Source organism: Actinoplanes palleronii, assembly GCF_016862315.1.
In the GTDB taxonomy this organism is placed as follows: domain Bacteria; phylum Actinomycetota; class Actinomycetes; order Mycobacteriales; family Micromonosporaceae; genus Actinoplanes; species Actinoplanes palleronii.
In genome coordinates, this window is the sequence record NZ_BOMS01000201.1 from 1 (window position 1) to 13,045 (window position 13,045).

At 68.7% G+C, this 13,045-nt stretch carries 17 protein-coding genes; 8 read left to right on the plus strand and 9 right to left on the minus strand.

The window, feature by feature from the left end; all coding sequences use genetic code 11:
* Window positions 1–34: 34 nt before the first annotated feature.
* The 3 genes from Apa02nite_RS50290 to Apa02nite_RS50300 all read right to left on the minus strand — a co-directional run bounded on the left by Apa02nite_RS50290 (window position 35) and on the right by Apa02nite_RS50300 (window position 1,135).
* Window positions 35–262 carry a hypothetical protein gene (locus tag Apa02nite_RS50290; RefSeq protein WP_203831517.1) on the minus strand — a complete coding sequence of 76 codons (228 nt, stop codon included), beginning with the start codon at window positions 260–262 and terminating at the stop codon, window positions 35–37.
* A gap of 88 nt (window positions 263–350) precedes the next feature.
* A complete protein-coding gene (locus Apa02nite_RS50295; RefSeq protein ID WP_203831501.1) occupies window positions 351–842 on the minus strand; it encodes a hypothetical protein in 492 nt (163 codons plus the stop codon).
* 80 nt (window positions 843–922) lie between these two features.
* On the minus strand, window positions 923–1,135 hold the full coding sequence (locus tag Apa02nite_RS50300) for a hypothetical protein (RefSeq protein ID WP_203831502.1): 213 nt from the start codon (window positions 1,133–1,135) through the stop codon (window positions 923–925).
* Window positions 1,136–1,537: 402 nt separating this feature from the next.
* On the opposite strand from Apa02nite_RS50300, the gene Apa02nite_RS50305 reads away from it, so the two are divergent.
* Complete coding sequence (locus tag Apa02nite_RS50305; protein ID WP_203831503.1) at window positions 1,538–2,038, plus strand: hypothetical protein; 501 nt, start codon at window positions 1,538–1,540, stop codon at window positions 2,036–2,038.
* Window positions 2,039–2,210: 172 nt separating this feature from the next.
* On the opposite strand, the gene Apa02nite_RS50310 is transcribed toward Apa02nite_RS50305, so the two are convergent.
* The 4 genes from Apa02nite_RS50310 to Apa02nite_RS50325 all read right to left on the minus strand — a co-directional run bounded on the left by Apa02nite_RS50310 (window position 2,211) and on the right by Apa02nite_RS50325 (window position 5,936).
* Window positions 2,211–2,804, minus strand: a complete 594-nt coding sequence (locus Apa02nite_RS50310) for a hypothetical protein (RefSeq protein ID WP_203831504.1) — start codon at window positions 2,802–2,804, stop codon at window positions 2,211–2,213.
* Between the two features lie 15 nt (window positions 2,805–2,819).
* Window positions 2,820–3,542 (minus strand): SDR family oxidoreductase, encoded by a 723-nt coding sequence (locus Apa02nite_RS50315; protein WP_203831505.1) that lies wholly within the window; start codon window positions 3,540–3,542, stop codon window positions 2,820–2,822.
* A gap of 203 nt (window positions 3,543–3,745) precedes the next feature.
* Window positions 3,746–5,398, minus strand: coding sequence for an FAD-dependent oxidoreductase (locus tag Apa02nite_RS50320; RefSeq protein ID WP_203831506.1), 1,653 nt, complete (start codon window positions 5,396–5,398; stop codon window positions 3,746–3,748).
* A 79-nt stretch (window positions 5,399–5,477) separates the two neighbouring features.
* Window positions 5,478–5,936 carry a winged helix-turn-helix transcriptional regulator gene (locus Apa02nite_RS50325; RefSeq protein WP_203831507.1) on the minus strand — a complete coding sequence of 153 codons (459 nt, stop codon included), beginning with the start codon at window positions 5,934–5,936 and terminating at the stop codon, window positions 5,478–5,480.
* A gap of 118 nt (window positions 5,937–6,054) precedes the next feature.
* Here Apa02nite_RS50325 and Apa02nite_RS50330 point away from each other — a divergent pair, with 118 nt between their 5' ends.
* A complete protein-coding gene (locus Apa02nite_RS50330; RefSeq protein WP_203831508.1) occupies window positions 6,055–6,900 on the plus strand; it encodes an enoyl-CoA hydratase/isomerase family protein in 846 nt (281 codons plus the stop codon).
* 10 nt (window positions 6,901–6,910) lie between these two features.
* Window positions 6,911–7,141, plus strand: a complete 231-nt coding sequence (locus tag Apa02nite_RS50335) for a hypothetical protein (protein WP_203831509.1) — start codon at window positions 6,911–6,913, stop codon at window positions 7,139–7,141.
* Window positions 7,142–7,153: 12 nt separating this feature from the next.
* Here the strand turns inward: Apa02nite_RS50335 and Apa02nite_RS50340 are convergent, their stop codons facing one another.
* Complete coding sequence (locus tag Apa02nite_RS50340; RefSeq protein ID WP_203831510.1) at window positions 7,154–8,188, minus strand: LacI family DNA-binding transcriptional regulator; 1,035 nt, start codon at window positions 8,186–8,188, stop codon at window positions 7,154–7,156.
* A 167-nt stretch (window positions 8,189–8,355) separates the two neighbouring features.
* On the opposite strand from Apa02nite_RS50340, the gene nadE reads away from it, so the two are divergent.
* On the plus strand, window positions 8,356–9,180 hold the full coding sequence (nadE, locus tag Apa02nite_RS50345) for an NAD(+) synthase (protein WP_203831511.1): 825 nt from the start codon (window positions 8,356–8,358) through the stop codon (window positions 9,178–9,180).
* Window positions 9,181–9,237: 57 nt separating this feature from the next.
* On the opposite strand, the gene Apa02nite_RS50350 is transcribed toward nadE, so the two are convergent.
* Complete coding sequence (locus Apa02nite_RS50350; RefSeq protein ID WP_203831512.1) at window positions 9,238–9,870, minus strand: DinB family protein; 633 nt, start codon at window positions 9,868–9,870, stop codon at window positions 9,238–9,240.
* A gap of 124 nt (window positions 9,871–9,994) precedes the next feature.
* Here Apa02nite_RS50350 and Apa02nite_RS50355 point away from each other — a divergent pair, with 124 nt between their 5' ends.
* The 4 genes from Apa02nite_RS50355 to Apa02nite_RS50370 all read left to right on the plus strand — a co-directional run.
* Window positions 9,995–10,729, plus strand: coding sequence for a hypothetical protein (locus Apa02nite_RS50355; RefSeq protein ID WP_203831513.1), 735 nt, complete (start codon window positions 9,995–9,997; stop codon window positions 10,727–10,729).
* Window positions 10,730–10,840: 111 nt separating this feature from the next.
* Entirely contained in the window at window positions 10,841–11,578 is a 738-nt protein-coding gene (locus Apa02nite_RS50360; RefSeq protein ID WP_203831514.1) for a class I SAM-dependent methyltransferase, read from the plus strand.
* 211 nt (window positions 11,579–11,789) lie between these two features.
* A complete protein-coding gene (locus tag Apa02nite_RS50365; RefSeq protein WP_203831515.1) occupies window positions 11,790–12,188 on the plus strand; it encodes a VOC family protein in 399 nt (132 codons plus the stop codon).
* A gap of 32 nt (window positions 12,189–12,220) precedes the next feature.
* Window positions 12,221–13,045 (plus strand): SDR family NAD(P)-dependent oxidoreductase (locus Apa02nite_RS50370; protein ID WP_239165143.1); only part of this gene is annotated, 825 nt, incomplete at its 3' end.

The following is a 13,045-nucleotide window of genomic DNA, read 5'->3' on the forward strand; positions in this document are numbered from 1 at the left end:
GTGAGCCTGTGACGTGGCCTTGCGCCGACTGGACTCACCGCTTGGGCCCGAACTTCTTGCGTAGGAGATCCAGGTGCGCACGGTCGGTTATCCACTCACGAACCAAACCGCACTGCAGGCAGATCACGCGGGAAAACGGAATCGTTCGGAAGGTGCTGACAGCCATGCCGCTGCGGTTATAGCCGTCGGCCGGGCCGCTGGGCACACAGGCGATCTCAGGACTTCCACAATGCGGACACGGGCCGAAGTTGATGTCACCCATGATTTTGATGATCGCAGCCCGGTACCAGCGGCCCATAGCCAGCGTGATGAACTGACTGGGTAGAGGTGGGTTGGTCTGCCGGGTGGGCTCACCTTTCTGGGTGCCACCATGCGCCGGGGAACCGCCACTCACCGACACTGGTCGGCACCCAGTCAGGCTCGTCGTCGGTGCCGATCGCGGCCAGGACGTCTGCGGTTTCTTCCCACAGTGCTGCCACGCTCGGCCACGCCGGGCTGCCCCAGCCGCCGTACGCGCCCTGCCGCATCACGCAACCGTGCTGCTCACCGGAGCGGCAGTCGACGAAGTAGCCGTCGCTCTCGCGCGCGAACATGATCCATGCGGGTAGGTGCACCAGCAACCCGTCCGGGGAGCCGTCGCCCGAACCCGCGGGCCGGCTCATGAGGTCCGCGACGGCGGCGTCGTACTCGTCCGCCAGCGCCTGCTCATCGATCTCCTCGCCCGGGTAGCGGTACTGGTTCGCGGGGTCGATGGCGATCGACCGAGTCTCGTGCAGGTGTTTGATCGCGAACCGGGTGCCCATCAGCATGAACCCCGGAGGCACAATCACGTTGTAGTTCATGCCCCCGCGACTCCTCGACGCTACGGGTCACAGCCGCAGCACTGAAGGACCGTCCTCATTTGCCGCCGATAACGTGGGGATCAAGGTTGCGGCCGGGCCGGCTCGTCCGCATCCGGTGACCAGTAGATCGTCGCTGACCACCACGGGCCGTCCGCGGTCATCTCTTGGGATGTCGTCAAATCGAAGATATCCATGGATTCGAGGTTGCGCTTCTCGATCTCATCCGCCGTTCGCCTCAGCAGCCGGGGAAGGTCGCTGCTGCCGTCGTCTACCGGAACATCCTCTTCTAGCAAGTTCCGTCAGCCTGCAGGCGCAGGATCACTCCGGTAGCGGCTGGCGGAGAAGGTCGAGCCTGCCCGGCTGTTCGGGGCCCAGAGCGACAGCCTCGCCACGATCGCGGCCAGGACCGGCATCCCGAAGACCTCAGTGCGCCGCTACCGCACCGGCGAGCCGACGGCGCTATCCGCGTGAACGGCATCCGTTCAACCGTTCGGAAGGTCGACGGGAGCCAACCGATTCGTGCACGGCGGTGCCGGTTGCATATCTCCGGCCCCAGAGCCGATCCGACGGTTGCGGAGAACAGCTACGTTGCTAATCCTCATACGCGCCCGGGGATGGTTCATGTTGCGTCTGTCTCGGTCTGTCCTTCTGCTGACCACGATGTTGTTGGCGGCCAGCCTGTTCGCCACGCCGAGTTGAGCACCCGACGCGTCAGTTCGCGCAAGGTCGTCCTGACGGCCACGTTTCTCGCCCTGGCGGTCGGCGGCACCGCGGCCTGCGACAACAGTTCCGGCGAAGAGTGGGAATACACCGAGGAGCCGGCCTACACCTACGACTCCGGCAGCGGGGGCACGGTCGTCAAGGAGTCGGTCACCGAGGAGGAGACCCTCGACGAGGAGCCCTCCGAGGAGGTGTTCTACTGCGCGGACGAGGAGGGTGAGGTCGTCGACGAGGAATACTGCGACGACGACACCGGGTCATATTTCATCTGGCACTCCACGTCCTACTCCCGCGGTCTTGGGCCGGGTGCTTACCTGGATGGCGGTGATTATTTCTCACCCGGTGATACCGAGAGCCGGCGCGCGTTCGCGCTGCCGACCGCCGGGCGCCTCTCCAACGGCACCGTGAAGACCAACGTCGTGGGCCGGGGGAGCAGTGGTTCCACGGCCGGCGGCACGTCGTCGTCGGGAGGCTGACCGACCGCTGCGGCAGTAATTCCAGGATCCATGAACAGACGGGGCCGCCTGCCTGATGAAGGACTACTGGGTCGCGGTGCTGGCCAGTCTCCGCTGGAGTGGGCAATCAACGGCGCGTTGTGCTCGGTCCCTGGCTGCGGTGCGGTCACCGACAGGTGGGTCGGAACGTAGTTCACACCAAACGCGGCTTGATGGCGAGCCACGCGTGGAGCCGGTCGGCCAGAGCTGGATCGTCGAGGTCGTCCTGGTGCCGTTCGGCAGCGTTGAGGAGATGCCTGGCGTGCCGCGAATCGATCATCTCTTGGCGTTCCAGGGCGTACAGGTTCCGTCGATCGGTCAGGACGGCGACGTGGTCGATGGCCACGGGTATGGCATCCAGGCACGCCCGGACGACGGTGTCCGCCGACGGCAAGCTCGACGCTGCCATTCCGGCGCTACGCATCTGCGCCACGTAGTACGCCGTCCGTTCCGCGACCTCGACCTGGTCGAGCGCGGAACGCCGACCGGCCTGGCCCAGCAGCCATATCTTCAGCTGAGCCCACGCCGGTCGCTCCGCCGGCCGACGGTCCCCGCGCCCATCGACCACGAGCAGCAGGTGCAACCACCAGTTCGGCTCTGGAGGCACCGGTTGGCGGTCGTCGAGCCATCGCCGGCGCGTGTCCTCGTCCGACCGCAGCAACTGATCAAGTTCCCCGTCAAGGACCGTCGCGCCATGCACCTCGCCAACAGTGACGCCACGAACGACGAGAAACAAGATCGTGAGCAAGAGACGTTTTCGAGCTCATTCGCCGCCGGGCGGCGGGGCGTCGGGCAGGCCGTAGAGGTCGGCGATGCTGCCGGACAGGGCGGCCTTGACGGCGACGGCCCGGTCGTCGGCGAGGACCTCGTGGGCGCCGGTCTCGAGGCCGTCGAGGCCGGCGCGGACGATGTCGGCCGGGTCGTTCTTCTCGTCGGTGACCATGGAGATCATCGGGGTGTCGGTGTAGCCGAGGTGCAGGCCGACCACCTGGGTGTTCTGGGCGGCGAGCTCGACGCGGAACGAGTTGGTGGCCGACCAGAAGGCTGCCTTGGCGGCGCTGTAGGCGCCGGCGACGCCCAGCCAGCTCAGGACCGAGTGCACGTCGAGGAACGCGCCACCGCCGTTGGCGCCGAGCACCGGGGCGAAGGCCCGGTTCACCAGCACCGCGCCGAAGAAGTTGGTCTCGAAGATCTCCCGGAGCCGTTCGATCGAGGTGCCGGTGATGGTGTCGCCGTGGGTGTAGATGCCGGCGTTGTTGATGACGATGGTGGCGTCGCGGGCGGCGTCGGCGGCGGCCGTGACGGAGCCGCTGTCGGTCACGTCGAGGTGCAGCGGGACCACCCGGTCGTCGTTCCAGTCCCGGGGTGTCCGGGCGGTGGCGTAGACCTTGGCCGCGCCGCGATCGAGAGCCTGCTTGACGAACTCTTGTCCGAGACCGCCGTTGGCGCCGGTGACGACCACGACGGCGTTCTTGATGCTGGTCATGATGACCTTCCTGAGCTGAGTTGGAAAATACAATCTAGCATCGGCGGGTTGCTGGGCCGAAGGGTTTGTGGTGGCCGCCTCTTCTGGGTTGCCCTGGCCGTCCACCGAACGCCTCGACGGCCGGACCGGCGAGCCGGTCCGGGCCGCCTTCGTCGATCGGGACGGCCGTCAACTCCCCGGCGAGCGGATAGACGTCGTGGCGGTCACCCCTTTGTCGTACGCAGGGCGGCGTGCACCGAACTCACCGCGCTGGCGCCCTCGCCGACCGCGGCCGCGACCCGTTTCATCGAGCCGGCGCGCACGTCACCGGCGGCGAAGATGCGCGGCTTGTTGGTCTCGAACGGCAGCGGCCGGCGGCCCAGCGCCGTCCATGACCCGTCGAGGTCGCCGCCGTCCAGCCCGGCGTCGGTGCGCAGGAAGCCGTGGTCGTCGACGGCCAGGCCGTCGAGCCAGGCGGTGGCCGGGGTGGCGCCGATGAAGCAGAACAGGCCCACGCATTCCTGGGTCGTGGTCTCGCCGGACGCCTCGGCGAGGGTGATCTGCGTCAGGCGGCTGTCGCCGTGCAGTGCGGCGACCCGGGTGCCGGTGCGCACGGTGATCGCGGGGTCGGCGACGATGCGGTCGGCCAGGTAGGACGACATTCCGGCGTACAGGTCAGATCCCCGCACGACGAGGGCGACCTGGCTGCCGCGGCCGGCCAGGTACAGCGCGGCCTGGCCGGCGGAGTTGGCGCCGCCGATCACGGCCACCGGCCGGGTTCCGCAGGCGCGCGCCTCGATCTCGGTCGCGGCGTAGTAGATGCCCGCGCCCTCGAACCGGGCCCAGTGCGGCAACGGCAGCGAGCGGTACGTCGCGCCGGTGGCGATCACGGCGGCCCGGGCGTTGATCGTGGTCGCGTCGGACAGCACGACCCGGACCCGGTGCGGGTCGGAGTGCAGCGCGGCGACCCGGCACGGGCTGGCGATGCGGGCGCCGAACTTCTGCGCCTGCACCGCGGCGGCCGAGGTCAGCTCGGTGCCGCTGATGCCCGAGGTGAAGCCGAGGTAGTTCTCGATCCGCGAGCTGGCCGCCGCCTGCCCGCCGGCCGCGACCGCGTCCAGCACGAGTGTGCGCAGGCCCTCGGAGGCTCCGTAGACGCCCGCCGCCAGGCCGGCCGGGCCGGCGCCGATGACGACGAGGTCGAACTCGTCGCCGCTGGTGGGCCGGTAGGACAGGCCGAGGTGTTCGGCCAGGGCGCTCGGTGTCGCGCGGCGCAGGACGGCGCCGGGCGTGATCACGACGGGCAGCTCGTCGTCGGTGGCCGACACCGCCCGGGCCAGCGCGGCTCCGGCGGGTGTCTCGACGTCGTTCCAGGTGTGCGGGAGCTGCAGGCGGGCGGCGTAGGTCCGCAGCGCGAGCGCCGGCGCCGAGGAGGCCCGGCCGACGACCTCCAGGCTCCGGGCCGCTTGGCCGTCGCGCAGGGTGCGCCGCCGGGCGATCAAGGCCCGCAGGACGAGGTCGGACAGCTCGGGGTCGCGGTCCATCAGCGTACGGAAGGCGGCCGGGCCGATGCGGCGCACCCGCGACGCCGCGGCCGTGCGCGCGCTCAGATAGGCCGACTGCAGGGTGAGCAGATTGAGCTCGCCGGTGAACTCGCGCGCGCCGTAGTCGGCAACGGTCGCCTCGTGGTCGTCGGCGGTCGCGGGGCGCACGATCTCGACCCGCCCGGCCTCGACGACGATCATGTCGCACACGTCGTCCCCGGCTCGGAAGATCCAGGCGCCGGCGGGAAGCTGCTCCGGGGTGCCGTAGGAACACAGCCGCTGCCACTGGTCGTCGGTCAGCACGGGCCGTGCGTCGGTCGGGTTCGCTGCCATCGTTACGGCTCCTCAGCTAAGTTGTAAAAAACAACCTAGCAGGGTACGGCGGGGAGCCGGCGTGTCGCTGCTCTCCCGGCTACCGCGGATAGCTGGCGGTGCGGACCGCGTCCACCTCGTCCAGGGGGACCTCGCAGCCGCTGTCGTCGACGAACGCGACCCGGATCGGCGCGTCGGTCTCGTGCCGCTGGCGCACCACGGTCGGGCCGCCCTCCCAGGGCAGATGCGTGTCGCCCCACTGCTGCAAGCCGGCGATGATCACGTGCAGCTCCCGGCCGGTCGGGGTCAGGTGGTACTCGAACCGGGTGCGGCTGCCGGCGTCCTGGTACGGATCCTTGGTCATGATGCCGTGCTCGACCAGTGTGCTCAGCCGGTCGGCGAGCACGTCGGCCGCGACCCCGAGGTTGCCACGGAACGCGTCGAAGCGGGTCTCACCCTCGAAGGCGAGCCGCAGGATCAGCAGGGTCCAGCGCTCGCCGAGCACGGACAGGCTGCGCGACACGGAACAACTGCTGTCCCGCAGTTTTGCGATGGGCATGGATCTCGCCTCCGGGGGAGCTGGTGGAGCCCTCCCAGGTTAACAACTTTTCCAATCCAGCCGTCGCGGACGTCACATCTGGATTGTTTTTTCCAACTCAGATGGTTACGGTCGGTGCATGTCCTTCATCGAGGAGTTCACGCCCCGGCACCTGAAACTGACCGTCGAGTCGCCGGCCTTCTGGCGCGTGACGTTCGACAACCCGCCCGTCAACGTCATCGGCCCGCAGCTGATGTCGGAACTGAAGACGCTGCTCACCGAGCTGGAGAACAACGACACGGTGAACGTCGTGGTCTTCGACAGCGCCGACCCGGACTTCTTCCTGGCCCACTACGACCTGGCGGCCAGCCCCGCCGACGCCGAGGCGCTGCCGAGCCCGACCGGGTACCCGGCCTGGGTCGACATCACCGTGCGTATCAGCAAGCTGGCCGCGGTCACCATCAGCGCGATCCGGGGCATCGCCCGCGGCGCCGGCAGCGAGTTCGCCCTCGCCACCGACATGCGTTTCGCCAGCCTCGAGAAGGCCGTCCTCGGCCAGATGGAGGTCGGCTTCGCCGCGGTCGCCGGCGGCGGTGCCGGTGGGCGCCTGCCGGCGCTGGTCGGCCGGGGCCGCGCGTTCGAGATCCTGCTCGGCGGCAACGACTACGACGGCGCGCTGGCCGAGAAGTACGGCTACGTCAACCGCGCGATCCCGGACGCCGAGTTCGACGCGTTCGTCACCGCCTACGCGAGAAGGGTCGCGGGCTGGAACCACCAGGCGCTGACCGAGATCAAGTCCTTCGTCAACAAGTACACCAGGCTGCCCGACGCCGAGTTCCCGCTGCACTCCGACGCGTTCTGGAGCGCCGCCTCCCGCACCGAGTTCCAGACCACCGCAGCCCGGCTGTTCGACAAGGGACTGCAGCAGCGCACCCCGCTCGAATACCACCTCGGCGACGACATCGCCACCATCGCCCAAGCCTGAAGGCACGCCCATGACCACGGTCCTTCTCGTCCACGGCGCCTTCGCCGACGGCTCCGCCCGGAACAACGTGTTCGGCACCGCCATCGGCACCGCCGACACCTACCAGCGCGGTGAGTCCGAGCTGTTCCTGGCCGAGCTGCTCGCGGCCGACCGGGAGCACTTCACCCTCGGGGCGCACCCCGAACGTGGCGACCCAGTTCGAGTACAGCCTCGCCGCCCGCACCGGGCACGGCACGCCTGACTCGGCGTGCCGTCAGGGGCGTGACGGAGAAGCCGTGCTCGCCCTTTCGACCAGTCGCGTGCCCAGCTCCATTCCCGATGATTCGGGCGCCTTGCGGCGTGTCAGGTTCAGGATCGTCTGGGCGGCGAGCCACCCCATCTCCTCCAGTGGCTGCCGGACCGTGGTCAGCGGGGGCGACGCCCAGCGGGCAGAGGGAAGGTCGTCGAAACCGACCACGCTGAGGTCATCGGGTATCAACAGTCCTCGCCTGCGCGCGGCCTCGTAGACGCCCAGCGCGATGTGGTCGCTGCAGGCGAAGATCGCGGTCGGCGGGTCGGTGCGGTCGAGGAGTTTCTGGGCCGCCGTGATGCCCGACTGAAAGTCGAATTCACCGTGCTCGATCAGGCTGGGATCCTCGGCGATCCCGGCTGCCTCGAGGGCGGCCCGATAGCCGTCCAGCCGGGCGCGGCTGCACAGCAGTCCGCCCTTCGAACCCGTGATCACCCCGATGCGCCGGTGGCCGAGTCCGATGAGATGTTCGGTCGCGGCACGCGCCCCCACCCCATTGGTGGCACCGATCGTCGGTAGCGTCGCGGCCGCCTTCGCGCCCGGATCAAGACTGATGACCGGTACGTTCAGCTGGTGCAGCACCTTGCCGAGCGGGGTTTCCCCGCTGGCGGCTGCCAGGATCGCGCCGGCTGCCTGCCCGGCTCGGGCGTGCCGCAGGAGGTCGTGGTCGCCCGTATCACCACGGTCCAGAGTCGAGATCAGCAGGCCCACGCCGGCCGCGTGCGTCGCCGCTTCCATGCCGCGGATGTGCTCCAACTGCCACGAGGAGTCGAGGCGTGGGTAGACGACGTGAATCATTTCTGACGACGCCGGCAGTCGCCTTTTACGGGCGCGGTAGCCGTATTCCTCGAGCAGGGCTTCGACCCGGACCCGCGTCGTTTCAGCGACCTGATCTCCGTTCAGCACCCGGGACACCGTCGGTACCGACACGCCCGCTGCCCGAGCGACCGTCGCCAGGGTCACGCGGCCAGATGACGATCGGCTCAACTTCTGCTCCATCCATCGACGTTGACGGCTCCAAGCGGGAGCAGAATATCGCAGGCGCCGACCTGACGCGCGTTTCTGGCGGGCGGTCACCAGCACGCCATTCGCCAGGAGAGGTGGGGCAGGGTGGCGACCGGGTGTTGAGGTCATCGAGGGGGCTGCGCGCCGCATACAGTGCGTGGGTGGCGAATCTTCGTGACCAGATCATCACCGAACTCGGTGTCAAGGCTTCGATCGAGCCCGCGGAGGAGATCCGCCGCCGGGTCGACTTCCTGAAGGCCTACCTGCAGTCCACGCCCGCCACCGGATATGTCCTCGGGATCAGCGGTGGTCAGGACAGCGCCTTGGCCGGTCGGTTGTGCCAGCTGGCCTGCGCCGAACTGCGGGCCGGCGGGACGGCGGCGACCTTCGTCGCGGTGCGGCTGCCCTACGGCGTGCAGGCTGACGAGGCCGACGCTCAGGTCGCGCTCGCCTTCATCCAGCCCGACCGGAGCATCGCCGTCGACGTGAAACCCGGCTCGGACGCGGCCGGCGCCCAGGCCGCGGCGGGGCTGCAGCAGGAGAGGCTGCGGGACTTCGTGCGCGGCAACATCAAGGCCCGGGAGCGGATGGTGGCGCAGTACGCCGTCGCGGGACAGCTGAACATGCTGGTCGTGGGCACCGATCATGCGGCTGAGGCGGTGACCGGTTTCTTCACGAAATACGGTGACGGCGGGGCGGACGTGACGCCGCTGACCGGATTGACCAAGCGACAAGGGGCCGCGTTGCTGCGCGAACTGGGTGCTCCGCGCAGCACCTGGGAGAAGATCCCCACGGCCGACCTGGAGGACGATCGGCCCGCACTGCCGGACGAGGAGGCGCTGGGCCTGAAGTACGGCGAGATCGACGACTACCTCGAAGGCGCCGTGGTGGCACCGGAGGTGGCCGCGAAGATCGAGGCCACCTTCCTGGCCACTCGCCACAAGAGGACCGTCCCGGTCACGCCGCTCGACGACTGGTGGCAGTGAGGCTCCTTTTCTGCGTGCCGGATCACAGCAGACGCCGCCAGGCGGCCGTCAGGTGGATCAGGGAACAGGCCTGGCGGTGGAGTCCCAGCGCCAGGCGTGTCCCCGGCTCTGCGGAGTGCGGCCGGTGGCGGTCAGCAGGTCGTGCCAGGGGTCGTCGGAGCGTGTGGCGTGGGCGAAGATGCGATCGAGGCACGGTGCCACCAGCGGTGCCGGTGCCTGATAGTCGATGTGGTGCGCGCCGAGGATGTCGTGGGTGTGCAGGGTCAGTTCGACGATGCCCATCGCGGCCAGGGCCGAGCGGTCGGGGTTTCCGTACGGATGCCAGCCGGTGCGGTCGGCGGGCGCGCCGGCGATCACCGCGACCAGAAGACCTCCGACAGCGTCCAGGCAGTCGAGCACCGCTGGTGTTCCGCCCTCTTCCTCGGGCCAGAACATGCACGGGGGTCGTCCGGGGGTCAGTGAGAACTCCATCAGCGGGGTCCAGCCCTGCCTGCGGTGTGTCCCGGACAGCTGCATCGCGTAGGCGCCGAGGTCATCCAGGATGTGCGCGATCGTCTCCCGGCAGGTCCAGTCCAGACCGGAGGCCGGCAGCCCCCATCCGTCGTCGGGAATCTGTCGCAGGCTCGCGCGGGCGTGCTCCAGCGCCGCCGAGAGAAGATTGCTGCCGGGACTGTCGCCCAAGATCACCATGAGAGCAGCTTCCCAGGCCTTGGCGGCTGCCGGCTATCGCCAATCCTCCCCGGCGACCTTCGGTAGCGCATCGATGCCCGTATGACGGATTCTGCGGACGGCGCTGGCCACCTAACCTGTCGCCATGATGATCAACATCTTCGGGTGGGTGGCCCGACGGCGGGTGGCGGTGTTGATCGTGTCGCTGGTGGTGGCGGTCATCCTTCAGATGCTTCGGTGGACGGTGGGAGATGGCCACTCCCTGCGGCTCAATCTGGCGATCGGCGTCCTGCCACTCATTCCGTTTGTCGTGGGCACGGCCATCGCTGCCCGCGTCTTCCACCCGGCCGAGCTGATCGCACGGCCCGAGGTTCCCGCCTTCGACGTCCCGGCGAACCCGGCTGCCGTGCTCGGGGCCGCGAGTTACACCTTCTTCGCGGTATTCGCCCTGGGCGGGACCTTCCACGGACTCGTCACGGGCATGGACGTGGTGCTGGCGTCACCCCTCGTGGTGATCGTCAGTGGGCAGCTGGCCGCGTTCTGGTGGGCGGCGCTGGTTCGGTGCGGGGTGCGCCTCACTCCGGACGGGATCGTCGATTGGCAGGTGCACGGGCGTCTGTTCGTACCGTGGGACGCCCTGACCACGCCGGACCCGGCGCATCCGCGTGACGCACATCAGGTGACTCTCCGCATCGGGCGCCCCGATCTGGTCCGCAAGCGCGGCTTTCGCAGCGGCGGCCGCACTGTGCTCCCGGCCACGGGCGTGAGCGCCGAGCTGGTGAGCCGCGCGATCAACGAGTACGCGAACCGTCCGGAAGCCCGGTCGGCTATCGGCTCGGAGGTGGCCCTGACCCACCTTCAGATGATCCCTCAGGTCTGATCCTTCGAGGCCACAGCGCCGCCGTATCACGCGTTTCCCGTCGCAGCCGGCCGCACGGTCGGCGGCAGGTAAGCGCACACGATCGGGCCGCCGTGACGGCACAATGCCTGGGTGCAGACCAATGAGCCGTACTACCGTCGGGACCTGGCCTATGTTTTCGACCAGGGCTACGGCTTTCATGCCGAGGCCTGCGCGCCGGGCATTCTGGCCCTTCTCGAGGACGTCCGGGCTCGCGACGGCGTGGTCCTGGAGATCGGGTGTGGGTCGGGCCTGCTGACGAAGCGCCTGGTGGAAGCCGGTCATCGGGTGATCGCCACCGATGCGTCACCGGCGATGCTGGATCTCACCCGGAGCGCGGTCGGTGGCGCCGAGGACATCCGGACCTTGATCCTGCCCGATGATCCGATTCCGGCGGTGGATGCGATCGTCGGGATCGGACACGCCCTCAACTACCTTGCCGATCCGGCTGCGGTCCGTCGTGGTCTGGTCGCGCTCGCCGATGCGTTGGTGCCCGGCGGGGTGCTGGCCGTGGATCTGTGCGACCTCGAGTGGGGAACCGCCCGGCGGGGTGCCATGGGGCAAGGGCGGGTCGGCGACGACTGGGCCATCGTCACCACGTTCAGCCAGCCGACCCCGGAACGGTTCGACCGCGACCTCACCACCTTCGTCCGCAACGCGGACGGCAGCTACCGCCGCGAGGACGAACACCACGGCAATGTCCTGATCGACACCTCGTCGGTGCCGGCGCTGCTGCGCGAACGCGGAGTGACCGCCACGATCGGCGGTTCATTCAACGACAACACCCATCCGCTGCCCGTAGGACTGCGGAGCATCATCGGCCATCGGTGAGCCTCGACGCGGCTCGACCTGAATGCGGTGCCGGGATCTCGGTGCTCGTGGGGTCGTGGCCGGGCTCCGAGGACACCCGATCATGGCCATGAGCAGGTGTTTTGCGCTCAGCACGACTTCTTTGACAGTTGTAAAAGAAGTGCTACAGTGGCGGAGCCTTCACCTCGTGAGGGTCCGGCGAGCAGGCCGGCAGCAGGACAGGGAGACCGCCATGATTGACCACGTCTACATTTCCGCCAGTGACCCGGAGCGTTCGTTCGACTTCCTTCTCGCGGCGCTGAAGCCGCTCGGGTGGAAGGAGTTCGGCAAGTTCAGCTCGGGCGGTCCCGGCACCGAGGTGGACGCCTGGGGTATTGCCGACGGAAGCGACAGTCTGTGGCTGCGCCGTCGTGATGCGGCCTCGATCGAAGGCATCTACCTCGGCATTGCCGCCAACAACACCGAGGACGTCGACGCCACCTATGCGGCGGCACTGGCCGCCGGTGGCACCGATGCCGGAGCGCCCGGCCCGCGCCCGCAGTTCGCCGAGGGGTATTACGCCGCCAACTTCACCGATGCCGACGGCAACCAGTTCGAGATCGTCCACAAGAGCTGGGCCCCGCAGCGCTAGCCGGTCACTCCCTCCGAATCAAGGACTTTCCGTTGACACAGCACGACCAGCCACCTCGGATCACGACCGGCTACGACGACACCACCACCGCCCTGCAGGTCGTGGACGGTGTTGACCTCGCCGGGAAACGGGCGGTCGTCACCGGCGGCTCGTCCGGGATCGGCGTCGAGACGGCACGGGCACTGGCTCACGCGGGCGCTCAGGTGACCCTCGCGGTGCGCGATCTGGCGGCAGGCGAACGTACCAAAAATGACATTGAGCGAACCAGCGGCCGCAACGATGTCGATGTCCTGTTCCTCGACCTCGGCGACCTCGCGACGGTCGACGCGTTCGTCGCCGGGTGGACCGGTCCGCTCGACATTCTGATCAACAACGCCGGCGTCATGGACGCGCCGCGGGGAACGACGAAGCAGGGCTGGGAAACACATTTCGGAACGAACCATCTCGGTCACTTCGCGCTGGCGACCGGGTTGCATCCCGCACTCGCGTCCGCCGGGGGCGCGCGGATCGTGTCCGTCGCCTCCGCAGGTCACGGCGTGTCGCCGGTGGTGTTCGACGACGTGTTCTTCGAGCGCCGCGAATACACCCCGAATGGCGCCTACGGCCAGTCCAAGACGGCGAATGTGCTCTTCGCCGTCGAAGCGACCCGGCGCTGGGCCGCCGACGGCATCACCGCGAACGCGGTGATGCCCGGTGTCATCGCGACCAATCTGTCCCGGCATTGGACCGCGGAGCAGCGCGCCGAAGCGGAGGTGCAGGTGAAACAGGCCGAAAGCGCCGGCAATTTCCGGATGAAGAGCACCGAGGAGGGCGCCGCGACATCGGTGTTCGTCGCCACGTCGCCGCTGCTCGCGGGC